At 73.4% G+C, this 21,849-nt stretch carries 21 protein-coding genes; 9 read left to right on the plus strand and 12 right to left on the minus strand.

The window, feature by feature from the left end:
• Nucleotides 1-1,182 carry an L-2-hydroxyglutarate oxidase gene (gene lhgO, locus ACFPM7_RS26680; protein WP_378250548.1) on the minus strand — a complete coding sequence of 394 codons (1,182 nt, stop codon included), beginning with the start codon at nucleotides 1,180-1,182 and terminating at the stop codon, nucleotides 1-3.
• Nucleotides 1,183-1,335: 153 nt separating this feature from the next.
• On the opposite strand from lhgO, the gene ACFPM7_RS26685 reads away from it, so the two are divergent.
• Nucleotides 1,336-2,493 carry a hypothetical protein gene (locus tag ACFPM7_RS26685; protein WP_378250549.1) on the plus strand — a complete coding sequence of 386 codons (1,158 nt, stop codon included), beginning with the start codon at nucleotides 1,336-1,338 and terminating at the stop codon, nucleotides 2,491-2,493.
• 17 nt (nucleotides 2,494-2,510) lie between these two features.
• Nucleotides 2,511-3,443: an NAD-dependent epimerase/dehydratase family protein gene (locus ACFPM7_RS26690; protein ID WP_378250550.1), complete on the plus strand. Its 933-nt coding sequence runs from the start codon at nucleotides 2,511-2,513 to the stop codon at nucleotides 3,441-3,443.
• A gap of 4 nt (nucleotides 3,444-3,447) precedes the next feature.
• Here the strand turns inward: ACFPM7_RS26690 and ACFPM7_RS26695 are convergent, their stop codons facing one another.
• Both ACFPM7_RS26695 and ACFPM7_RS26700 read right to left on the minus strand, forming a co-directional pair.
• Complete coding sequence (locus ACFPM7_RS26695) at nucleotides 3,448-3,795, minus strand: DUF2304 domain-containing protein (protein WP_378250551.1); 348 nt, start codon at nucleotides 3,793-3,795, stop codon at nucleotides 3,448-3,450.
• A 1-nt stretch (nucleotide 3,796) separates the two neighbouring features.
• Nucleotides 3,797-4,507, minus strand: a complete 711-nt coding sequence (locus tag ACFPM7_RS26700; RefSeq protein WP_378250552.1) for a glycosyltransferase family 2 protein — start codon at nucleotides 4,505-4,507, stop codon at nucleotides 3,797-3,799.
• 199 nt (nucleotides 4,508-4,706) lie between these two features.
• On the opposite strand from ACFPM7_RS26700, the gene ACFPM7_RS26705 reads away from it, so the two are divergent.
• Both ACFPM7_RS26705 and ACFPM7_RS26710 read left to right on the plus strand, forming a co-directional pair.
• Nucleotides 4,707-6,593, plus strand: coding sequence for a glycosyltransferase (locus tag ACFPM7_RS26705; RefSeq protein WP_378250553.1), 1,887 nt, complete (start codon nucleotides 4,707-4,709; stop codon nucleotides 6,591-6,593).
• A 50-nt stretch (nucleotides 6,594-6,643) separates the two neighbouring features.
• Entirely contained in the window at nucleotides 6,644-8,512 is a 1,869-nt protein-coding gene (locus ACFPM7_RS26710; protein ID WP_378250554.1) for a glycosyltransferase, read from the plus strand.
• Nucleotides 8,513-8,613: 101 nt separating this feature from the next.
• On the opposite strand, the gene ACFPM7_RS26715 is transcribed toward ACFPM7_RS26710, so the two are convergent.
• Together ACFPM7_RS26715 and ACFPM7_RS26720 are read right to left on the minus strand one after the other, a co-directional pair.
• The gene (locus tag ACFPM7_RS26715; protein WP_378250555.1) at nucleotides 8,614-8,817 is read right to left on the minus strand and encodes a cold-shock protein; all 204 of its coding nucleotides are present in this window, start codon (nucleotides 8,815-8,817) and stop codon (nucleotides 8,614-8,616) included.
• A 185-nt stretch (nucleotides 8,818-9,002) separates the two neighbouring features.
• Nucleotides 9,003-9,812, minus strand: coding sequence for an HAD family hydrolase (locus tag ACFPM7_RS26720; protein ID WP_378250556.1), 810 nt, complete (start codon nucleotides 9,810-9,812; stop codon nucleotides 9,003-9,005).
• Between the two features lie 42 nt (nucleotides 9,813-9,854).
• Here ACFPM7_RS26720 and ACFPM7_RS26725 point away from each other — a divergent pair, with 42 nt between their 5' ends.
• From ACFPM7_RS26725 to ACFPM7_RS26740, 4 genes are all read left to right on the plus strand, one after another.
• Nucleotides 9,855-10,766 carry an LLM class flavin-dependent oxidoreductase gene (locus tag ACFPM7_RS26725; protein ID WP_378250557.1) on the plus strand — a complete coding sequence of 304 codons (912 nt, stop codon included), beginning with the start codon at nucleotides 9,855-9,857 and terminating at the stop codon, nucleotides 10,764-10,766.
• Between the two features lie 213 nt (nucleotides 10,767-10,979).
• Nucleotides 10,980-12,194: a UDP-galactopyranose mutase gene (glf, locus tag ACFPM7_RS26730; protein WP_378250558.1), complete on the plus strand. Its 1,215-nt coding sequence runs from the start codon at nucleotides 10,980-10,982 to the stop codon at nucleotides 12,192-12,194.
• Nucleotides 12,195-12,229: 35 nt separating this feature from the next.
• Complete coding sequence (locus tag ACFPM7_RS26735; protein ID WP_378250559.1) at nucleotides 12,230-12,730, plus strand: phosphatase PAP2 family protein; 501 nt, start codon at nucleotides 12,230-12,232, stop codon at nucleotides 12,728-12,730.
• Nucleotides 12,727-13,644, plus strand: coding sequence for a decaprenyl-phosphate phosphoribosyltransferase (locus ACFPM7_RS26740; protein WP_378250560.1), 918 nt, complete (start codon nucleotides 12,727-12,729; stop codon nucleotides 13,642-13,644). The genes ACFPM7_RS26735 and ACFPM7_RS26740 overlap by 4 nt, the downstream gene beginning before the upstream one ends.
• Here ACFPM7_RS26740 and ACFPM7_RS26745 read toward each other — a convergent pair.
• The 7 genes from ACFPM7_RS26745 to ACFPM7_RS26775 form a co-directional block, all read right to left on the minus strand.
• Nucleotides 13,641-14,141 (minus strand): NlpC/P60 family protein, encoded by a 501-nt coding sequence (locus ACFPM7_RS26745; protein WP_378250561.1) that lies wholly within the window; start codon nucleotides 14,139-14,141, stop codon nucleotides 13,641-13,643. The two genes, ACFPM7_RS26740 and ACFPM7_RS26745, sit on opposite strands and share 4 nt — an antisense overlap.
• Nucleotides 14,142-14,248: 107 nt before the next feature.
• Nucleotides 14,249-17,338 carry an AfsR/SARP family transcriptional regulator gene (locus ACFPM7_RS26750; protein ID WP_378250562.1) on the minus strand — a complete coding sequence of 1,030 codons (3,090 nt, stop codon included), beginning with the start codon at nucleotides 17,336-17,338 and terminating at the stop codon, nucleotides 14,249-14,251.
• A gap of 60 nt (nucleotides 17,339-17,398) precedes the next feature.
• Nucleotides 17,399-18,019 (minus strand): hypothetical protein, encoded by a 621-nt coding sequence (locus ACFPM7_RS26755; protein WP_378250563.1) that lies wholly within the window; start codon nucleotides 18,017-18,019, stop codon nucleotides 17,399-17,401.
• Nucleotides 18,010-18,702: a hypothetical protein gene (locus tag ACFPM7_RS26760; RefSeq protein ID WP_378250564.1), complete on the minus strand. Its 693-nt coding sequence runs from the start codon at nucleotides 18,700-18,702 to the stop codon at nucleotides 18,010-18,012. Before ACFPM7_RS26760 ends, ACFPM7_RS26755 begins: the two co-directional genes overlap by 10 nt.
• Before the next feature lie 2 nt (nucleotides 18,703-18,704).
• On the minus strand, nucleotides 18,705-19,202 hold the full coding sequence (locus ACFPM7_RS26765; RefSeq protein ID WP_378250565.1) for a YbaB/EbfC family nucleoid-associated protein: 498 nt from the start codon (nucleotides 19,200-19,202) through the stop codon (nucleotides 18,705-18,707).
• A 37-nt stretch (nucleotides 19,203-19,239) separates the two neighbouring features.
• On the minus strand, nucleotides 19,240-19,995 hold the full coding sequence (locus ACFPM7_RS26770) for a decaprenylphospho-beta-D-erythro-pentofuranosid-2-ulose 2-reductase (protein ID WP_378250566.1): 756 nt from the start codon (nucleotides 19,993-19,995) through the stop codon (nucleotides 19,240-19,242).
• The gene (locus ACFPM7_RS26775; RefSeq protein WP_378250567.1) at nucleotides 19,992-21,359 is read right to left on the minus strand and encodes an FAD-binding protein; all 1,368 of its coding nucleotides are present in this window, start codon (nucleotides 21,357-21,359) and stop codon (nucleotides 19,992-19,994) included. Before ACFPM7_RS26775 ends, ACFPM7_RS26770 begins: the two co-directional genes overlap by 4 nt.
• Nucleotides 21,360-21,419: 60 nt before the next feature.
• Here ACFPM7_RS26775 and ACFPM7_RS26780 point away from each other — a divergent pair, with 60 nt between their 5' ends.
• The gene (locus ACFPM7_RS26780; RefSeq protein ID WP_378250568.1) at nucleotides 21,420-21,839 is read left to right on the plus strand and encodes a GtrA family protein; all 420 of its coding nucleotides are present in this window, start codon (nucleotides 21,420-21,422) and stop codon (nucleotides 21,837-21,839) included.
• Nucleotides 21,840-21,849 lie beyond the last annotated feature (10 nt).

Below are 21,849 nucleotides of genomic sequence, written 5' to 3' on the forward strand. Positions count from 1 at the left end.
CTACACGCCGACCTGGTCGGCCACGTGCCGCCCGATCTCCAGGGCGCACGTGGCCGCCGGGGACGGCGCGTTGAGCACGTGCACCTGGTGCGGCGCGGACTCGATCAGGAAGTCCTGCAGCAGGGTGCCGTCGGGCAGCATCGCCTGCGCCCGCACGCCCGAGCCCGCCGCGACGATGTCCTCGGCGGTGACCGCGGGGACCAGCTTGGCCAGGCTCGCGGCGAAGCGCTTGCGGCTCAGCGAGCGGCGCACCTCGTCATAGCCGACGGGGAAGGCGTACTCGCGCGCGAGCTTCCACGTCCCCGGGAAGCCCAGCACCTCGGCCAGGTCCCGGGCGGAGACGTCGCGCCAGCGGTAGCCCTCGCGGCTCAGCGCCAGCACCGCGTTCGGACCGGCGTGCACCGAGCCGTCGAGCATGCGGGTCAGGTGCACGCCCAGGAACGGCAGCGTCGGGTCCGGCACCGGGTAGATCAGCCCGCGCACCAGGCCCGCCGCCGACGGGCGCAGCTCGTAGTACTCCCCGCGGAACGGCACGATCCTGGCCGCCGGGCGCAGCCCCGCCAGCCGCGCGACCCGGTCGCTGTGCAGCCCGGCGCAGTTGACCAGCGCGTCCGCGCGCAGCACCGCCGAGCCGGTGGCCACCTCGACCCCGGCACCCGCCTGCCGGATGCCCAGCACCTCGGTGCCCAGCAGCAGCTCGGCGCCCGCCTCGGTGAGCAGCCGGACCAGCGCCGCGCACACGCCGGGGAAGGAGATGATCCCGGTGCTCCGCACCCGCAGCGCTGCCACGCACGCCACCTCGGGCTCGTGCTCGCGGGCCTCCTCGGGGGAGATCATCTTCGCGGGGACGCCGTTGGCCTCGGCGCGCGCGGCCAGCTCGCGCAGGCCCGGCAGTTCGTCCTCCGAGGTCGCCACGACCAGCTTGCCGCACACCGACACCGGGACGCCGTTGGCCTCCGCGAACTCCACAATGGACCGGTTGCCCGCCACCGACATCCTGGCCTTGAACGAGCCCGGCTTGTAGTACAGGCCAGCGTGCACGACGTTGGAGTTGTGGCCGGTCTGGTGCCGCGCCCAGCCGGTCTCCTTCTCCAGCACCGTCACCCGGTGCCCCCGCGAGGTCAGCTCCCAGGCCGTCGCCAGCCCCAGGATGCCGCCGCCGACCACCACGACCCGCGCCACGCGCCCCACCGCCGTTCCCCCCGCGGGCGATCCGCGGCCACCGGCGATGCTACTGGCCCCGGGGTGAGCCCGAATGCGCCGAAACGGTTCCCGAACAGTGGACGCCGGGATATCGTTCACGCACTCGCCGGCCCGGTCACAGGAGCTAGCCACATGCGCGCACTGACCTGCGGAATCGCTGTCACCGCGGTGGTGGTGGCCGGGGCGCTCCCGGTGACCGCCGCCGCGGCCACCGGGCCGGAGTACCGGCCGGGCCGCTTCACCGCGGCGACCCCGGTCCGCCTGCACGACACCCGCTCGGCCACCCCGGTCGGCCCCGGCGCCACCACCCGGATCGTCCTCGGCGACCGGGTGCCCGCCGACGCGACCGCCGTCGTCCTCACCCTGACCGTCAGCGCGGGCACCGGCACCACCGTCACCCCGTACGCGGTGGGCACCCCCCGCTCCGGCCCGCAGCTGCACCTGCGCGCGGGCGAGGGCCGCTCCGCCCAGGTCACCATCGGCCTCGCCGGGACGCGGGCGGTCGACGTGCACAACAGCGCGGGCCAGGTCAACGTCATCGCCGACCTCGCGGGCTACTACCAGCCGGACACCGGCGCGGGCTTCCACGGGATCACCCCCGTGCGGGCCGCGAGCACCACGATCCCCGCCAAGGGCACCCGCCATGTCGGCTTCGCCGAGCACGTGCCCCCCGACGCGGTCGCGGTCGCGGTGTCGATCACCGCGGAGGGCACCGCGGCCACCCACCTGACCGCCTTCCCCAAGGGCGCGGCCCGGCCGAGCATCGGCGGCCTGCCGCTGTCGGCGGACGAGCCGAGGACCCACTTCGCCGTCGTCGGACTCGGCGCCGACCGATCTGTCTCGCTCTACCAGCACACCGGCACCGTCGACGCCGTGGTGGACATCGTCGGCTTCTACACCGCCGCGGGCGGGTCGGCCTACGTGGCGCGCACCCCGCTCCGCGAGTACGACAGCCGCGACGACTACCCCAGCGGCCTGCCCGGCCTGCCCATCCCGCCGCGCTCGCGGGCGGCGTTCTCGGTCGCTGGCTCGATCCCCGCCGACGCCACCGGCGTGGTGCTGGGCGTCACCGCCATCGCCCCCACCGACCACACCGCCCTCACCCTCTGGGCCGACGCCCGCGCGCCCCGCCCCGACGTGATCGCGCTGAGCGCGCCCACCGGGCGCACGGTCTCGGGCACCCTCGCCCTCGGCGTGCGCCCCGCTGACCTGGTCACCGTCTACAACAGCGCCGGGCGCACCCACGTCGCCGTGGACCTGCTGGGGTACTTCCGGGGCTCGGGGGCCTGAGCGGGCAAGATGGGCGCATGCGCGCTCTCGTGACCGGCGGTGCCGGCTTCATCGGGTCCACCCTGGTCGACCGGCTCGTCGCCGACGGCCACGAGGTCGCCGTGGTCGACACCTTCGCCAGGGGCCGCCGGGAGAACCTGGCGGGCGCGCTGGCCGGTGGGCGCGTCACCGTGCACGAGACCGACGTGACCTCCCCCGAGCTGGCCGCCGTGCTCGCCGAAACCGCCCCCGAGGTGGTCTTCCACCTCGCCGCGCAGATCGACGTGCGGGTCAGCGTCGCCGAGCCCGTGCTCGACGTCACGCAGAACGTGCTGGGCACGGTCAACCTCGCCGAAGCCGCCCGCTCCGCCGGGGTGCGCAAGGTGGTCTTCGCCTCCTCCGGCGGCTCCATCTACGGCACCCCGGACGTGCTGCCGGTCGCCGAGGACGTGCCGGTCAACCCGAAGTCGCCGTACGCGGCCAGCAAGGTCAGCGGCGAGATCTTCCTCAACACCTACCGCCAGCTCTACGGCATGGACTGCACCCACCTGGCGCTGGCCAACGTCTACGGCCCCCGCCAGGACCCCGACGGCGAGGCGGGCGTGGTGGCGATCTTCGCCAAGGCGCTGCTCGCGGGCGGGGCGACGAGGGTCTTCGGCGACGGCGGCAACACCCGCGACTACGTCTACGTGGACGACGTGGTGGCCGCCTTCCTGGCCGCCGCCGGCGAGGCGGGCGGGGCGACCCGCTACAACATCGGCACCGGCGTGCAGGTCTCCGACCGCGAGCTGCACACCCTGGTCGCGCGGGCGGCGGGCGCCCCCGACACCCCCGAGCACGCCCCGGCGCGCCTGGGCGACCTGCGCGCCTCCGCGCTGGACTCCTCGGCCGCGCGCCGCGAGCTGGGCTGGAAGCCCGAGGTCGACATCGCCGAGGGCGTGCGCAGGACCGTCGAGTACTTCCGCGGCTAGCGGCTCAGGCCGCGGGCCGGTCCTCCGGCCGCTCGACGCTCTGGATCGCCATCGCCCGCACCAGCTTGGCGTAGCGGTGCTCCAGCTCCTTGAAGCGCAGGTAGGTGTTGATGGTGGCGAAGCCGAAGGCCACCACCGTGCCGTAGAGCAGCAGGTCGGTGCCTCGGCCGACGCCCACGAAGTTCGCCAGGGCGCTGGTCGCCGAGGGCACCAGCACCGCGAGCACGCCGAACACCATGAACAGCGCGAAGCCGATCTTCACGCTGGCCGCGGTGCGGCTCTTGCCGTGGTGGCGCAGGAAGCTCAGCAGCAGGCCGATGACGGCCACGATGAGCAGGATCTGGATGACCATGTCAGCGCCTCGAACCGGTGCGGAGTGCGGAGTCGAAGAGGATGTTGACGCCGTTGATCAGCGACTGGCCCTTCGACATGGAGTACTCGGTGTAGAGAATGGTCACCGGCTCCTCGGCGACCCGCCACTTCCAGCGGTCGATCATCTCGACGATCTCCGAGGCGTGGCCCATCCCGTTGAGCTTGATGCTCATCTGCTCGGCGACGGTGCGGTTGAACGCCCGCAGCCCGTTGTGCGCGTCGGACAGGCCCAGGCGGCGGGTGCGCGGGCTGAGCATGACGACGGTCTTGAGCACCAGCCGCTTGATCCACGGGATGTGGCTGGTGTCGGCGCCGGTCTTGAACCGCGTCCCGACGACGATGTCGATCCGCCGGCCGCCCACCTCCTCCGATCGCAGCCGCTCGAGCATCCGGACCACGTCCTCGACCTGGTGCTGGCCGTCGGCGTCGAAGGTGACGAAGTACTCCGCGCCCGGCTGCGCCCTGGCGTACTCGACGCCGGTCTGGATCGCCGCGCCCTGGCCGAGGTTGACCGGGTGGCGCACCAGGTGCGCGCCGGTCGTGCGGATGCGGGCCGCGGAGTCGTCGGCGCTGCCGTCGTCCACGCACACGACGTTCGGGAACGTCTGCTGGGCGTGCCGCACGACGTCGGCGATGACCTGCCCCTCGTTGTAGACGGGGACGACCAGCCAGACGTCGGACCAGTCGGTCACGATTCCTCCGCGTGGTGGTGGCCGCACCAGGGCTTCGGCGGCCGGACTTCTCCGGTTGAGGGTAACCGCACCGGCCGCGGGGCCCTCGCCTGGGCGCGACCTGCGGATTCGCCTGCCCGTCCCGGGCAGGCGGCGGCCGGTGGGACCGACGGGTAGCCTGTTCTGGCCACTCGTGATTCGGCGGAGGACTGTGAATTCCATGCCCGTTAGCCCCTCGGCAGCCACCAGCGAGACCGCGGAGAAGAAGGCCAAGGCGGGCAGGCTGACCGCCCAGCGCGGCCTGTTCGGCGGACCGTCGGCGGTGGTGCCCGACGAGCTCTACGCCGAGGTCGTCGCCGGTTCGGCCGCCCGGTCGCGGACCCGGCTCACGCTGAGCCCGCACTCGCAGGCCACCACCGACTCCTACTTCGGGCGCTTCCCGGCCAGCTACTGGCAGCGCTGGAGCGTGGTGGACGAGGTCGTCGCCGAGCTGCGCGTCACCGGCTCGGGCAAGGTGTCGCTGGTCGCCTCCGACATGGACGGGCAGACCCGCACCGTGGCCGCCGAGGTCGTCACCGGCGCCGACGGCGAGACCGTGCGCCTGGTCGGCAAGCTCACCGCGTTCCTCGACGGCGGCTTCCTCTGGGTCGACCTGGCCACCGAGGACGCCACGCTGGCCGTGGACGAGCTGAACTGGACCGTCGCCGCGCCCGCGAGCGTGCCGCTGACCTCCATCGTGATCTGCACGTTCAACCGCGCCGACGACTGCGTGGCCACCCTCGGCGCGCTGGCCTCGGACCAGGCGGCGCTGGACCACCTGGAGAACGTCTACGTCGTCGACCAGGGCACCGACACCGTCGAGTCCCGCCCGCAGTTCGCCGACATCGAGAAGGCGCTCGACGGACGGCTGCGCTACCTGCGCCAGCCGAACCTGGGCGGCGCGGGCGGCTTCGGCCGCGGCATGTACGAGATCACCGAATCCGGCTCCGAGGCCAACGTCTTCCTGATGGACGACGACATCCTGTGCGAGCCGGAGATCGTGGTGCGGATGACGGCCTTCGCCGCCCGCACCGCCTCGCCCACCATCGTCGGCGGGCAGATGCTGCGCCTGCTGCACCCGACCCGGCTGCTCGCGGGCGCCGAGTACGCCGACTTCGCCGGCCTGGTCCCCGGCCAGGTCGTCAAGGACGGACTGGACGACGTCGACCTGCTCGCCGAGGCCGAGGACGAGGACGGCCTGCCGCTGGGCAAGCCCAACCGCGGCGACGTCCGCGTCGACGCCGACTACAACGCCTGGTGGTCGTGCCTGATCCCGGCTGAGGTCGTGCGCCGCCTCGGCCTGCCGCTGCCGCTGTTCTTCCAGTGGGACGACGTCGAGTTCGGCTACCGGGCCAGGGCGGCGGGCATCCCCACGGTCACCCTGCCCGGCGCGGCGGTGTGGCACGCGGACTTCGACTGGAAGGACGCGGACAAGTGGAACGAGTACTTCGCCGTCCGCAACGCCATGGTCGTGTCCTCGCTGCACTCCGAGACCGACCCCAAGGTCGTCGCCCGCACCCTGATCGCCAGGGTCGTGCGCTACCTGGTGGGCATGCAGTACGGCCTGGCCGCGACGGTCATCCGCGGCGCCGAGGACTTCCTGCGCGGCCCGGAGATCTTCGCCGACGGCGGCGCGGCGGCCGCGGCGGCCATCCGCAAGGAGCGCGCCGAGTACCCGGACACGGTCCTGCACAAGCCCGCTGACGTCGCGGGCACCCTGCCGATGATCCGCTCGGCGGGCTCGCCCAGCATGACCAGGCTCGTGCTGGTCAAGCGCCTGGTGCACCTGGCGCTGGGCCGCAGCGCCTACGCCGAGGGCATCGTCCCGGCCGCGGACTCGGCGTGGTGGCACACCTCGCAGTTCGACAAGGTCGTCGTCACCGACGCCTCCCAGGAGGGCGTGCGCGTGCGCACCCGCGACCGCGCCATGACGATCGCGCTGGCCAAGCGCGCGGCGAAGGTGGCCAAGGCGCTGGTCCGGGAGACCCCGGCCCTGCGCGCCCGCTACCGCGCCGCCGTGCCCGAGGTCACCAGCCGCGAGAACTGGCGCAGGCTCTACGGCCTGTAGCGACGGCCCGCCCACCCGACTGACAGCCCGCCCCCGGAGGAAGAGCACTAATGGACCAGCACAGCGTGCTGCAGCGGGTGATCATGCCCAGGGACACCGACCCGCTCGACGTGCGCCCGCTGTACCTGGACGAGCCGAACAACGTGCACAGCCACGTCGAGTCCCGGTTCGCGGTCACCGTGCCCGCCTCGGCGCGGGTGTCCTTCGCCAGCTACTTCAACGCCTTCCCGGCCAGCTACTGGAAGCGCTGGACCAAGGTCACCGAGGTCAGCCTGCGGCTGCGGGTGCGCGGCGGCGGCCGGGTGGACGTGTACCGCTCCAAGCCCAACGGCGACCAGGTGCACGTGCGCGGCGAGTCGGTGCGCTCCGGCTCGGAGTGGGTGGAGCTGGCGCTGCCGGTCGACCTCGCCCCGTTCGAGGACGGCGGCTGGATCTGGTTCGACGCCTTCACCGACGACACCGCGCTGGAGATCGCCGACGCGGCGTGGACCACCGGGCTGGCCCTGCCCGAGCGCACGCTCTCCATCGGCACCACCACCTTCAACCGGGTCGACGACCTGGTCGCCTCGCTGTTCGCCCTCGCCGAGGACCAGAAGGTGCTCGACCTGGTCGCCAAGGTCTTCGTCGCCGACCAGGGGACCAAGCGGGTCAAGGACCACCCGCGCTTCGCCGAGGCCAAGCGGGTGCTCGGCGGGCGCCTGGAGCTGATCGAGCAGGGCAACCTGGGCGGCTCCGGCGGGTTCAGCCGCGGCATGTTCGAGTCGCTGGAGAACACCGACGTCGACCAGATCATGCTCATGGACGACGACATCGCCCTGGAGCCGGACTCGATCCTGCGGGCCAGCGCCTTCGCCGCCGCCGCGGCCAACCCGCTCATCGTCGGCAGCCAGATGCTCAACCTGCAGGCCAAGGCCCGGCTGCACAGCATGGGCGAGGTCATCGACCGCGGCGCGGTCGTCTGGCGGGCCGCGCCCGGCGCGCGCACCGACCACGACTTCGGCGCCGAGTCCCTGCGCGAGACCCGCGACCTGCACCGGCGCATCGAGTCCTCCTACAACGGCTGGTGGATGTGCCTGTTCCCGCGCGAGGTGATCGAGCGCAACGGCCTGCCGCTGCCGCTGTTCATCAAGTGGGACGACGCCGAGTACTCGATGCGCGCCCTGGACAAGGGCATCCCGACGGTCACCCTGCCCGGCTCCGGCGTCTGGCACATGCCGTGGACGGACAAGAACGACACCTCGGACTGGACGGCGTACTACCACCTGCGCAACCGGCTCGTGGTCGCCGCGCTCTACACCGACCACGACCTGCGCAAGACGCTGCTCAAGCAGGGCCTGCGCGCCACCATCCGCAGGCTGCTGTCGATGGAGTACTCCACCGTCGCCGTCGAGCTCAAGGCCGTCGAGGACTTCATCGCCGGGCCCGACCGCCTCTTCGAGAGCCTCGCCACGACGCTCCCGGAGATCCAGGCCCTGCGCAAGCGCTACGCCGACGCCCGCACCGAGCCATCGGCCAGCGCCTTCCCGCCGCCCACCCTGGACGCCATCCGCGCCGAGGGGATGCTCCAGCCCCCGGTGCACCCGGTGAAGATCGCCGCCCAGGCGTCCAAGGCGCTGCTGCACAACATGCGCCCCCCGGCCTCCGACGCCGCCGAGCGCCCGCAGGTCAACGTGCCCGCGGGCAAGGCGCTGTGGTTCCTGCTGGGCAACCTCGACAGCGCCACCGTCTCCAACCCCGACGGCAGCGGCGTCGCCTTCCGCCGCCGCGACCCGGCCCAGTTCCGCGCCCTGTCCAAGCAGGCCGCGGCCACCTACAAGCGCCTGATCGCCGAGTGGCCCCGCCTCAAGGAGCAGTACCGGGCCGCCTTCCCGGACCTGACCTCGACGGAGTCCTGGCGCAAGGTCTTCGAGGCCCAGTAGGCGCCCGAGACCGGCAGGAACGCAGACAGCGAGAAGGCCCGCCCCCCGGCACGGGGGCGGGCCTTCTCGGTGCTATCCAGGCTGTCGTTCCGGCCTGGGGGTCAGACCACGCGGACCGCGGTGGCCTGCGGGCCCTTCTGGCCCTGGCCGACCTCGAACTCCACGCGCTGGTTCTCCTCCAGCGTCCGGAAGCCGTTGGTCTGGATCTCCGAGTAGTGCACGAAAAGGTCGGACGAGCTGCCGTCCGGGGTGATGAACCCGTAACCCTTCTCGGAGTTGAACCACTTCACTGTGCCCTGTGCCACGTCGTTCTCCTCGACACGTACTACTAGGGCGCACGCGGGGCGCGTACACCCTGGCCGGGTTCCAGACGCCGGGGATACCGCGCGCCCGCAACACTCTCTTGCGAGCGTGTGAAACACGTACTCAAGAAACTGCGACCGCCCGTAAGTCAACCACACCAAGCGGTTGAGAGGGAGGGTCCGCCGCTTTAGAACCACCGGTCGAGAACCAGCGCGACGCCGTCCTCGGAGTTGGGCGCGGTGACCTCGTCGGCGGCGGCGATGACCTCGTCGTGGGCATTGGCCATCGCCACGCCGTGGCCTGCCCAGCGCAGCATCTCGATGTCATTGGGCATGTCCCCGAAGGCCACGACGCGGCCCTGCTCGGCGCCCACCCGCGCGGCCACGTCGGCGAGGCCGACGGCCTTGGTGACGCCGGGGGCGGAGATCTCGATGAGGCCCCGGTTGGTGGAGAAGGTCACGTCGACGGCGTCGCCGAGCAGCTCGGTGGCGGCCAGGGCCAGTTCGGCGCTGGTCATGCCCTGGTGGCGGACCAGCAGCTTGATGGCCGGGTGGCCGAGCACCTCGGCGCGGGGGCGGACGATGTTCTCCGCGTCGCCCCACGGGTTGGAGTAGCCCGGCTCGACGGCGAAGGCCAGCTCGCCCAGGTCGGGGCCCACCTCGGCGCGCTCGGTGGCGACCCTGATCCCGGGCACGGCCTTCTCCAGCGCGTGGGTGGCGTCCGACAGGGTCACCGGGTCGAGGCCGAGGACCGAGAGCACGCGCTGGGTGGCGATGTCGTAGACCACCGCGCCGTTGGCGCACACCGCGTACCCGGTCAGCCCGGCCATCTCGGCCACCGGCGGTATCCAGCGCGGCGGTCGGCCGCTGACCAGCACGAACGGGATGTCCTGTGCCAGCACGCGGCCGATCACGGCCGCAGTGCGGTCGGTGACGCGCTCGCGCGGGTCGAGCAGGGTCCCGTCGACGTCGGAGGCGATGAGCTGGGGCTTGTCCACACGCCCATCCTCCCCGAGCGCCCTGTGGGTAGTCTCGGGTGAGTGCGCGTTGGCATTGTGATCCTGCCCGAATACCGCTGGTGGGCCGCTGAGCCGAAGTGGCGGGCGGCCGAGGAGTACGGCTTCGACCACGCCTGGACCTACGACCACACCGGCTGGCGCAGCCTGGTCGACGGCCCGTGGTTCGACGCGATGACCACCCTGACCGCGGCCGCGGGGGTGACCACCGAGCTGCGGATCGGCACGCTGGTGGCCTCGCCGCACGTGCGGCAGCCGGTGCCTTTCGCCCGCCAGGTGCTGGCCGTGGACGACATCTCCGACGGCCGGTTCTGCCTGGGCCTCGGCGCGGGCACGGTGACGCCGGGCGCCTACGACGTGGCCGTCACCGGCGCGACCGCGCTGACCCCGCGCCAGACCGCCGACCGCTTCGCCGAGTTCGTGGAGCTGACCGACGCGCTGCTGGTGCGCCCGAAGACCGACTTCGCCGGGCAGTACTACACCGCCGTGGCCGCGCGCAGCGCCCCCGGCTGCGTGCAGCGCCCGAGGGTGCCGTTCCTGGTCGCCGCCAACGGCCCGCGGACGATGCGGGTCGCCGCCCGCTTCGGCCAGGGCTGGGTGACCACCGGGCCCGCCGCCGACGACCTCGCCGAGTGGTGGCGCGGCGTCGCGGCGCTCGCGGCCCGCTTCGACGAGGTGCTCGCGGCCTCCGGCCGCGACCGGGCCACCGTCGACCGCTACCTCAGCCTGGACTCCGCGCCGCTGTACTCGATGAGCGGCGTCGCCGCCTTCACCGACCAGGTGGGCCGCGCCGCCGAGCTGGGCTTCACCGACGTCGTGACCCATTGGCCCAGGTCGGAGGGTGTGTACGCGGGTCGGGAGACGGTGCTGGAGCGGGTCGCCGCCGAGGTGCTCCCGGCGCTCGGCGGGCGGGCCGGGAAAAAGAGCGGGGAATAGCGCAACCCCCGCCGCGGTCGTACGTCTTGGAGGGTGACGGCAGAGATGCCGGAGGGGAACCGAGGGGGACACGGGCCCGGACGATCGCGGGGGAGCGATCTCCGGGCCCGCTTCGCGTCCGGCCCGAGGCAGAGCCCTTCGTCAGAGCCCTCCGCCATAGCCCTCCGCCAGGGCCTGCCGCCGCCGCCGGTAGCCTGACCCACCGTGAACGCGGTGGCAGACACGAACAGCTCTGACAGCACTTCCTACGACGGCTACGACCTGGTCATCGTCGGCTCCGGATTCTTCGGCCTGACGATCGCCGAGCGCACCGCGAGCCAGCTGGACAAGCGGGTGCTCATCCTGGAACGGCGCTCCCACATCGGCGGCAACGCCTACTCCGAGCCCGAGCCCGAGACCGGCATCGAGGTCCACAAGTACGGCGCGCACCTCTTCCACACCTCCAACAAGCGGGTGTGGGACTACGTCACCCAGTTCACCGAGTTCACCGGCTACCAGCACCGGGTGTTCGCCCGCGTGCAGGACCAGGTCTACTCGTTCCCGATGAACCTGGGCCTGATCAACCAGTTCTTCGGCAAGTCGCACTCCCCGGACGAGGCGCGCGCGCTCATCGCCGAGCAGGCCTCCGAGATCGACACCGCGAACGCCCAGAACCTGGAGGAGAAGGCGATCTCGCTGGTCGGGCGCCCCCTCTACGAGGCGTTCATCAAGGGCTACACGGCCAAGCAGTGGCAGACCGACCCGAAGGAGCTGGGCGCGGCGATCATCACCCGCCTGCCCGTGCGCTACACCTTCGACAACCGGTACTTCAACGACACCTACGAGGGCCTGCCCGTCGAGGGCTACACCGCGTGGCTGGAGAAGATGGCCGACCACCCGAACATCGACGTCCGGCTCGACGTCGACTACTTCGACGTGCGCGACCGCATCCCGGAGGGCACCCCGACCGTCTACACCGGACCGCTGGACCGCTACTTCGACTACAGCGAGGGCGAGCTGGGCTGGCGCACGCTGGACTTCGAGATGGAGGTCGTGGCGACCGGGGACTTCCAGGGCACCTCGGTGATGAACTACAACGACCAGGACGTGCCCTTCACCCGCATCCACGAGTTCCGGCACTTCCACCCCGAGCGCACGAACTACCCGAGCGACAAGACGGTCATCGTGCGCGAGTTCTCGCGCTCGGCGGAGTCCGGCGACGAGCCGTACTACCCGATCAACACCCCCGAGGACCGCGACAAGGTCGCCCGCTACCGGGAACTGGCGAAGAAGGAGGCCGCCGAGCGCAACGTGCTCTTCGGCGGTCGCCTCGGCACCTACCAGTACCTGGACATGCACATGGCGATCGGCTCGGCGCTGTCGGTCTTCGACAACAAGGTCGCCCCGCACCTGACCGGGGGCGCCCCCCTCGACGGCTCCCTGGACTAGACCCCAGGGCGCACCGCACCCCTCCAGGAGGCAGCGTGTCCCGCGAGACCGCGGCGCTGAGCCGCGTGCAGGGCGCCATCGCGCGCCCGGCCGTGGTCAAGGCCGCCCGCGGCCTGTCCCACTTCGGCGAGCACAGCGCGGGCTGGTTCGCCCTGGGGCTGGTCGGGGCGGCGCTGGACCGCGATCGCCGCCGCGACTGGCTGACCGCGTCGGCCGCCGTGGTCGGCGCGCACGCCGCCTCCATCGCCGTCAAGCGCGTCGTGCGCAGGCGGCGGCCGGAGGACCCGAGGGTCAGGGTGCTGGTGGACACGCCGAGCAGGCTCAGCTTCCCGTCGTCGCACGCCACGTCGACCACGGCGGCGGCGGTGCTCTACTCGGGGCTGACCGGCAAGCCGCTGGTCCCCGTGCTGGTGCCGCCGATGCTCGTCTCCCGCCTCGTGCTGGGCGTGCACTACCCCAGCGACGTCCTCGTCGGCTCGGCGCTGGGCGCGGCGATCGGCGGCGTGGTGCGGCGGCGGCTGCGGGGCAGGCGGTGAGCGCGGCGGGCCCGGCGAACCCGCCCGCGGTGACCGTGCGCGGCGGGCTCGTCGGCGGCCTGGTCAAGACGGCGCGGCCTCGGCAGTGGGTCAAGAACGTCCTGGTGCTGGCCGCCCCGTTCGCCGCGGGCCGGATCTTCGAGAGCGCCGTGCTCATCGACGCGGCCATCGCCTTCGCCGCGTTCTGCCTGGTGTCCTCGGCGGTGTACCTGGTCAACGACGCCATCGACGTCGAGGCCGACCGGGCGCACCCGACCAAGCGCAGGCGGCCCATCGCCGCCGGGATCGTGCCGGTGCCGGTGGCCTACGCCGGCGCCGCGGTGCTGTTCCTGGCCTCGCTCGGCGTGGGGCTGCTGGCGGGCTGGCAGCTGCTGGTCGTGCTCGGCGTCTACGCCGCGGTGCAGCTGGGCTACTGCTTCGGCCTCAAGCACCAGCCGGTGATCGACCTGTGCATCGTCGCCTCCGGCTTCCTGCTGCGGGCGATGGCAGGCGGTGTCGCCGCCGACATCCGGCTCTCGCAGTGGTTCCTGCTCGTGGCCGCGTTCGGCTCGCTGTTCATGGTGGCGGGCAAGCGCTACGCCGAGGTCGAGCTGTTCGAGAAGACCGGCGCGGAGATCCGCGCGTCGCTGCGCAAGTACAGCGCCAGCTACCTGCGGTTCGTGTGGGCCACCTCGGCCGCCATCATGATCACCGCGTACTCGCTGTGGGCCTTCGAGCTGCGCGCGGGCAGCGAGTCCAACTCGGTGTGGGCGGTCATCTCGATCGTGCCGTTCGTCATCGCGGTGCTGCGCTACGCCGTCGACGTCGACCAGGGCAACGCGGGCGAGCCGGAGGAGATCGCGCTCAAGGACCGGGTCCTGCAGGTGCTCGGCGTCAGCTGGGTCGGCTGCCTGGCGCTGTCGGTCTTCCTCTAATCACGCTGGTCGGTGCGGGGAGGGCCTGCCCCGAGCAGGCCCTCCCCGCACCCCCGCGGGGTGACGAGCCGGATGTAGCGGCTCGGCCGGAACCCCTCCCCCGAGTACGGGACCACCCGGTGCGCCGTCCCCCCGGCCGACTGCTCGAACCCCCAGTAGCGTTCCCGCTCGACATCCGCCCACTCGTGGAAGATGACCGAGCCCGCGCCGCCGACCGCGAGCAGCGCGTCCCCCGCGCGCAGCTCCCCCTTGGCGATCGGGACGCTGACCTCGGCCAACCCCGCGGTGTCGAGCCCGCCGTGCCGGGAAGGCGGCACTCCCGGCAGGCCCCACGCCATCGAGACATAGCCCGAGCAGTCGGTCCGGTAGATCCCGTACTCGTTCTGGTGGAACCGGTGGCACCCGAAGGGCACCGACGGTCGGAGCCAGCTCTCCGCCCGCTCCACGATCTCGCCCCGGCTGATCTCCGGGCCGAGGTCGGGGCGCTGAGCGGACATCCCCCGCACCTCCCTGTTCCTCCCTGACAGGTCCCACAGTGCCGGGTCGCGCTACAGCGGCCCTCCAAGCCTGCGGCCCACACCTATAGACCGCCTATAAGGGCAGCTCAGGCGTAGGGAGCCTGCACGGCGGCACGCCAGTCCGCCGGGCTCGTCGCCGCCAGCTCGGCCAGCTCGCGGGTGGGCGTCGCGGTGAACAGCTCGGTCGCCCGCGACCAGTGCCCGTCGGCGGCGTCCGGGTCGGCGGCGGCGAGGTCGCGCAGCGTGCGGGCCTGCCAGAGCCGCAGGCCCAGCTCGCTCCAGCGGGCCAGCGCGTCGACGAGCAGGCCGCGGGCGGTGGCCAGGTCGCCGGTGGCCAGGTGGTACTCGCCGAGCGTGCGGGTCATCAGCGCCATGCCGAAGCGGTCCCGGCGGCGGGCGCACACCTCCAGGCAGCCCGCCAGCGCCTCGGCGACGCCGTCCACCACGCCCAGGCGGGTGCTCGCCTTCGCCCACGACTGGTGGGCGTAGGTCGCGCCGAGGTCGTCGCCTGCGGCGAGCAGGATCGCCGCGGCGTCCGCGCTCAGCGCCGCGGCCGGGGCGTGCTCGCCCAGCGCGCGGTGGCACAGGCTCAGCCCGCGCAGCGCCAGCGCCTCGCCGCGCTGGTCGCCGGTGGCGCGGTAGCGCTCGGCCGCCGCGGCGAAGTGCTCGACCGAGGCCGCCATGTCGCCGTGGTCGCGCTCGATGGCGCCGAGCCCGTAGCGGGCGGCGGCCACCACCCCGTCGTCGGCCCCGCAGTCGGCCCCGCAGTCGGCCCCGCAGTCGGCCCCGCAGTCGGCTCTGCCGCCGAGGGCGACGGCGGCCTCCAGGTCGGCCTTGGCGGCGGCGAAGTCGCCGGTGTCGCGGGCGACCGTGCCGAGCCCGACCAGCGAGACCGCGGTGACCGGGTCGTCGCCGATGGCGGTGGCCCGTTCGTGCGCCATCCGGAAGTGCGCCTGCGCGGCGGCGAACTCGTCCTTCTCGTAGTGCAGCTGCCCGAGGCCGGTCAGCACGACCGCCTCGGCGCGGCGGTCCCCGCCCGCGCGGGCCGCGCTCAGCGCGACCTCGTGGGTGCGCTGCCAGCCGTCGAACTCGTTGCGCACGGCGAACGGCGAGGACAGCAGCGAGGTGATCAGCAGCGTGGTCACCCCGTCGATGCCCAGCTCGTGGCCGCGCTCGACCGAGCGCACCACCGCGGCGGTCTCGGACTTGAGCCACTCGCCGGGGTTCTCCTCGGCCTCGGCGATGAGCCGGGGGTCCACGGCGATCCGCGCGCCGGTGCCCGGCGGGCGCAGGCCCAGGGTCACCCTGGGCAGCTTGCGCGCGCCCGCCTCGATCAGCGCCATCCACGTGCTCAGCGTCCTGGTGAGCGCCTCGGCCACCACGGCGCGCGGCTCCTGGGCGGCCTGCTCGGCGCCGTAGAGCTGCACGAGGTCGTGGAAGCGGTAGCGGACCCGGCCGATCGCGTCCACGCCCGCCACGTCCAGCAGCCGCAGGTCGACCAGCCGCTCGACCACGTCCTCGGCGTCGTCGGGGTCGACGCCCAGCAGCGGGGCCGCCACCCACCAGCCGAACTCGGGCAGGTCCAGCAGGCACAGCAGGTGGTAGGCGCGGCGGGCCAGGGGGTCGAGGTCGGCGTAGTTCACCGCCAGCGACGAGCGGATCGCCAGGTCGCCGACGGAGAGCTCGTCGAGCCTGCGCCGCTCGTCGGAGAGCCGGTCGGCCAGCGACTTCAGCGGCCAGTGCGGCCGGGCGGCCAGCTTGGCCCCGGCGGCCCGGATGGCCAGCGGCACGCCCCCGCACAGCGCCGCGATCCGCGCCGCCTGCTCCGGCTGCGCGGCCACCCGCGCGGGCCCGACGACCTTGCCGAGCATCTCCACCGCGCTGCCCGCGTCGAGGAAGTCCAGCTCGATCGCGGTGCTCGCGCCGAGTCCGGAGAGCCGCGAGCGGCTGGTGATCAGCACCAGGCACTCGGGGGCGCCGGGCAGCAGCGGCCGTACCTGGTGCTCGCCCCGGGCGTTGTCGAGCACGACGACCAGCCGCCGCCCGGCCACCAGCTGCCGGTAGCGCTCGACCCGCTCGTCCAGGGCCGTCGGCAGGTCGGCGGGGGACTCCGCGGCCCCGAGCGCGGTGAGGAAGCGGCCCAGCACCTCGAAGGCGTCCAGGTCGCGCTCGGCGCCGCGCAGGTCGGCGAAGAGCTGGCCGTCGGGGTAGCGCTTGCGCAGCAGGTGCGCGGCGTGCACGGCCAGCGCCGACTTGCCCGCCCCGCCGAAGCCGGACACCACGGCCGTCGGCGGGGCGGTGCCGCCGCCGCGCCCGGCCAGTGCGAGCACGGTGGCCAGCGACTCGGCGCGGCCGGTGAAGTCGCCGATGTCCGGCGGCAGCATCCTCGGCACGGCGGCCCGCCCAGCAGCCGGGACCGACGCGGGGGCGGGACCGGCCCGCGAGCCGTCCAGGATCGCCGCGTGCAGAGCGCGCAGCCGCTCGCCGGGCTCGATGCCCAGCTCGTCCAGCAGCAGCCTGCGCCCGGCCCGGTAGACCTCCAGCGCGTCGGCCTGCCTGCCGGACTCGGCCAGCGCCCGCATCAGCAGGGCCCTGGTGTCCTCGCGCAGCGGGTGCGCGGCCACCAGCCTGCCCAGCCGGGCGGCGGCCTCGTCGGCGCGGCCCAGCGCCAGCAGCGAGCGGGCTAGGCCGTCCTCGGCGCTGAGCCGGTCGTCGGCCAGCGAGCGCCGCCAGCGCTCGGCGAACCCGGCCTCCACCCCGCCGAACGCCGGTCCGCGCCAGAGCGCCAGGGCCGCGCCGTAGGTGCGCTCGGCGGTCTCGGCAGCGCCCTCGCGCTCGGCGTCGCGGGCGTCGCCGAGCAGCTGCTCGAAGCGGCCGAGGTCGCTGTCGGCGGGCTCGACGCGCAGCGCGTAGCCCGGCGCGCGGGTGACGAGCGCCTCGGAGCGCCCGGCCGAGGCCAGGCCGCGGCGCAGCAGCGAGACGTAGGTGTGCACCAGCGCGGTGGCCGACTGCGGCGGCGCGTCGTCCCAGATCAGGTCGATGATGCCCGCGGTGGGCACGACCCGGCCGGCGTGCTGCAGCAGCGCGGCCAGCAGGGCCTTCGGCTTGGGCCCGCCGAGGTTGGCCTCGGTCCCGTCGGCGAGCACCGCCAGCGGCCCGAGCACCAGGATCTGCACGCCGCGATTCTTTCACACCGGCGAGCCCCGCCGCGGTGTGTCGCGGACGATAGTCGCAGGTCAGACGCTACCGGCGGGGCGTCGGGGGAGGATGTCGCCGACCAGGGTCCGGCCCAGGAGCACGGAGCCGTCGGCGAAATCGAAGCGCACGAGCCTGGCGAACGGGAAGCCCCGGCCCGCCAGCACCACCGCGACACCGCGCAGCGCCCGCACGTCGGTCTCCCACAGGGTCACGACCTCGTCGGCCAACTCCCAGTTCGTGTTCTCCAGCAGGCCGCCGACCTTGCCGAGCAGGCCCTTGCGCGGGGCGCCGGTCGAGAGCAGCTTCTTCGGCAGCACCACCGCGAGGCGACGGTCGCTGCCGAAGACCCCGGCCTGGCCTCTGCCGACGGTCAGGAAGTCGGCCATGCGCACCGCGGCCTGGCGGGGGTCGGCCGCCTCGGCCCACCAGCCGACCGCGTCGTCCTCGACCCAGTCGAACCCGGCGAACTCCCCGGCCGCCGTCCACGGCGCGGGCAGCGGGCAGCGGTCCTGCTTGATGTCGACGGTGGCGGGCGCGTCCGGCGGCGCGGGATGCGGCACCCGCACCAGCCCGCCGACGCGGGAGCCGACCTCGCGCAGCCGGGCGTGGACGGCGATCCGCGGCAGCTCGCCGGGCCGCAGCCACTCGGTCAGACCCACGGGTCGGCCCTCCCGGCGCTCAGCGCGGCCAGCCGCTCGTACTGGTCGGCCTCGCCGTCGGCGCCGAACCGGGCCGAGCCGAGGAACAGCAGGTCGAAGCCGGTGCCGTCGGTCAGCGCCAGGCGCAGGCAGGACTGCTCGCCGCGGACGGCGGGGGAGAACCCGGCGATCTGGGCGCGCGCGATGTCCAGCACCGGTCGCAGCGCTCGCAGCTCGACGGGCCTGCGCTCCTGGCCCGCGAACGCCCCCGCGATGCCGCGCAGCAGGCCGCCCGCCTTGCCCACCGCGCCACCCGAACCACCGGCGCCTGCCGGGTCCTGCGGTGGTGTCTCGGTGTCGAGCCGCTGGGCGATGTGCACCCGGTGCGGGGTGAGCGCCCACAGGTACGGGCCGGTGTCGCCGGGCGGGGGCAGGGCGGCGGCGATCCGGTGCGCGGCGCCGCCGCGCCCCCACACCACGACGTCGGGCTTGCCGGGGCCGCGCGGACCGTCCTGCCCGGGCCCGGAGTCGGCGATCGCGTCGACGACGGTGTCCAGCGCGCCCACGGCCATGTCCTTGGCGCGCTCGCCGAGTCCGCGCCGGTCGTGGACGAGGGAGGCGGCGAAGGCCGCCCACAGCACCGGCTCGCCGCCGAGCGCGCGGCGGGCGTGCGCGAGCGGTCCGGCCTGCTGGGCGATCAGCACGGCTAGCGCCGGTAGATGGAGCCGCCGAAGTCGTCGTCGCCGGGGTCCTCGGCGGGCGCGGGCCGCCGCGGCGGGGCCGCCGGGCGCTCGGTGGCCGGGTTGCCCGGCTGCGGCAGCGCCGACGAGGGCGGCGGGGTGGTCGGGCCGAGGCCGTCGACCTGCGGGGCGTGGGCCCGCAGCGCGTCCTGGAACTGCTGGTACTGCTGCTCGCCGAGCGCGGGCCGGACGGTGTCCTCCATCGCCTGCGCGGCCTGCTGGGTGGCCGCCCGGATGGTGGCCAGGATCTCCTGGGCCAGCTGCGTGTGGGACTTGTTCACCGCGGCGGGCGTCAGGTTCAGGCCGAGCACCGCGCCGGAGGGCGCGACGGTCACCGTCACCGAGCCGTCGGGGTTGCGGGCGCTGCCCTTGAGGTTGGCGATGTTCTCGCGCAGCGCCGAGGCGCGCGCCGCCTGCTCCTCGAAGCGGCGCATCATGCGGTTGAGCGCTTCCTCAGCGGCCATCGTGGCTCCCTTCCCCGTCGGCTCGGATGCTAGCCAGTCAGATGGGCAGCTTGCGGAAGATCGGGCGGGGAACATGCCGCAGCGCCGACATGACCACCCGCCAGGGTGCCGGGGCCCACACCAGGTCCTTGCGCCCGCGGACGGCGGCGGCGACGACCTCGGCGACCTTGTCCGGCGTGGTCGCCATCGGCGCGGGCTTGAGGCCCTCGGTCATCTTGGAGTGCACGAACCCGGGCCGGACCACGGTCACGGTGACCCCGTGCGGGCGCAGCGCCTCGCCGAGGCCCAGGTAGAAGCCGTCGAAGCCGGCCTTGGTGGAGCCGTAGACGAAGTTCGAGCGGCGCACCCGCTCGCCCGCCACCGACGACAGCGCCACGACCGCGCCGTGTCCCTGCTTCGAGAGCCGCTCGGCCAGCGCGATGCCGACCGAGACCGGCGCGGTGTAGTTCACCGTGGCCAGCTCGACGCCGGTGGCGTGGTCCTGCCAGGCCTTCTCCGGGTCGCCGAGCAGGCCGAAGGCGACCACCGTGAGGTCGATGTCCCCGTCGGCGAACGCCTCGTCGATCACCTTCGGGTGCGCGGCGGTGTCGAGCGCGTCGAAGGCGACGGTGCGCACCGTCGCGCCCAGGCCGCGCAGCTCGTCGGCGGCGGCGTCCAGCCGCGCGGACGGCCGCGCCGCCAGCACGACCGTCAGCGGCGCGTCGGCCAGGTAGCGCTTCGCGATCGCCAGACCGATCTCGGAGGTGCCGCCGAGCAGCAGCATCGACTGCGGGGTGCCCACTGCGTTGATCAAAGTCCCAGCCTTCGCGATTGGTCGGAGGTGAAGAGGCCGTCGGGGTCAACGGCGGCGCGGACCTTGCGCCACTCGTCGAGCCGCGGGTACATGCTGTGGAAGGTCTCCGGCGCGGTGCGCGACTCCTTGGCCAGGTAGAGCCGCCCGCCGACGCGCAGCACCTCCTGGTCCAGCTCGTCGCAGAACTCCCGCAGCCCGGCCTTGATGGGGAAGTCGACGGTGATCGTCCACCCGGGACGCGGGAAGGACAGCGGGGCCGGGTTGGCATCGCCCATGCGCTTGAGCACATTGAGGAACGACACGTGCCCGGACTCGGCGATCCGGCGGATGATCGCGCGCAGCGCGGCGTGCTCGGCGAACGGGATGATGAACTGGTACTGCAGGAAGCCGTGCGAGCCGTAGGCGCGGTTCCACTCGCCGAACATGTCCAGCGGGTGGTAGAAGGCCGTCAGGTTCTGGATCTGGCCGCGGCCCTTCCTCGGGGCCTTGCGGTACCAGAGCTCGCCGAGGGTGCGGAAGGTGAGCTTGTTGGCCAGGCCGTTGGGGAACACGTCGGGCAGGGTGAGCAGCTGCGGGGCGTCGAAGCGCAGCGGCGCCCGGCGCTTCTTCGCGGGCAGCTGGTCCACAGTGGCCAGCGATCCCCTGGAGAACACCGCGCGGCCAAGGCGCCCGTCGGTGGAGATGGAGTCGAACCAGGCCATCGAGTAGTCGTAGTCGTTGTCCGAGCCGTCGCTGAACAGCGCCAGCGTCTCGTCCAAATCGGACGTGCGGTCGGTGTCGACCACGAAGTAGGCGCTCTCGACCCGCTTCAGGTGCAGCGTCGCGCGCAGGATGATCCCGGTCAGGCCCATGCCGCCGACGGTCGCCCAGAACAGCTCCGGCTCGCTGTCCGGGGTCAGCGTGCGCACCCGCCCGTCGGCGGTGAGCAGGTCCATCGCGGCGACGTGGTTGCCGAAGCTGCCCGTGGAGTGGTGGTTCTTGCCGTGGATGTCGCTGCCGATCGCCCCGCCGACGGTGACCTGCCGGGTGCCCGGCAGCACCGGCACCCACAGCCCGAAGGGCAGCGCGGCGCGCATCAGCTGGTCGAGGTCGACGCCGGCGTCCAGCACGGCCAGGCCGGTGTCGGCGTCGATGGAGTGGATGCGGCGCAGGCCCGTCATGTCGACCACCAGGCCGCCCGCGTTCTGTGCCGGGTCGCCGTAGGAGCGGCCGAGCCCGCGGGCGATGACACCGCGGCCGTCGGCGCGGGCGGCGGCGGTGACGGCGGCGACCACTGCCTCCGCGGTCGTGGGCGCGGCCACCAGCGACGCCGAGGGCGCCGTGCGCCCCCAGCCGGTCAGCGTGCGGGTCTCGAAGCTGTCCACCGCCCCAAGGGTAGCCAAGGCCCCCGCCTACACTGGGGCCGCGTCGGAGAGGGGGCCACGGTGGCGGCAGAAGTGGGCGGGGTCCACGCGAAACCCGGTCTCGTCCAGCAGCTCGTCCGATTCGTCCTGGTCGGCGGGTTCTGCGCCCTGGTGGACTTCGGCATCTACTGGCTGCTGCTGGAGACCGGCCTGTGGGTGCACGCGGCCAAGGCGGTGAGCTTCATCGCGGGCACCACCACGGCGTACTTCCTCAACCGCCGCTTCACCTTCACCGACGCGAGCACCGGCCGGGCCACCCAGGTCGGCGGGTTCGCGATCCTCTACACGACCACATTCTTCGTGAACGTGGGCACGAACGCGCTGATGCTGGCCCTGCTCCCGGAGTTCACCCTGGAGTACGCCGTCGCCTGGGCCGTCGCCCAGGGCCTGGCGACCGCGATCAACTTCGTGATGCTGCGCACTGTCGTTTTCAAGGCCTAGTTTTCAAGGC

This window comes from Actinokineospora guangxiensis, assembly GCF_042657845.1.
Classification (GTDB): Bacteria; Actinomycetota; Actinomycetes; order Mycobacteriales; family Pseudonocardiaceae; genus Actinokineospora; species Actinokineospora guangxiensis.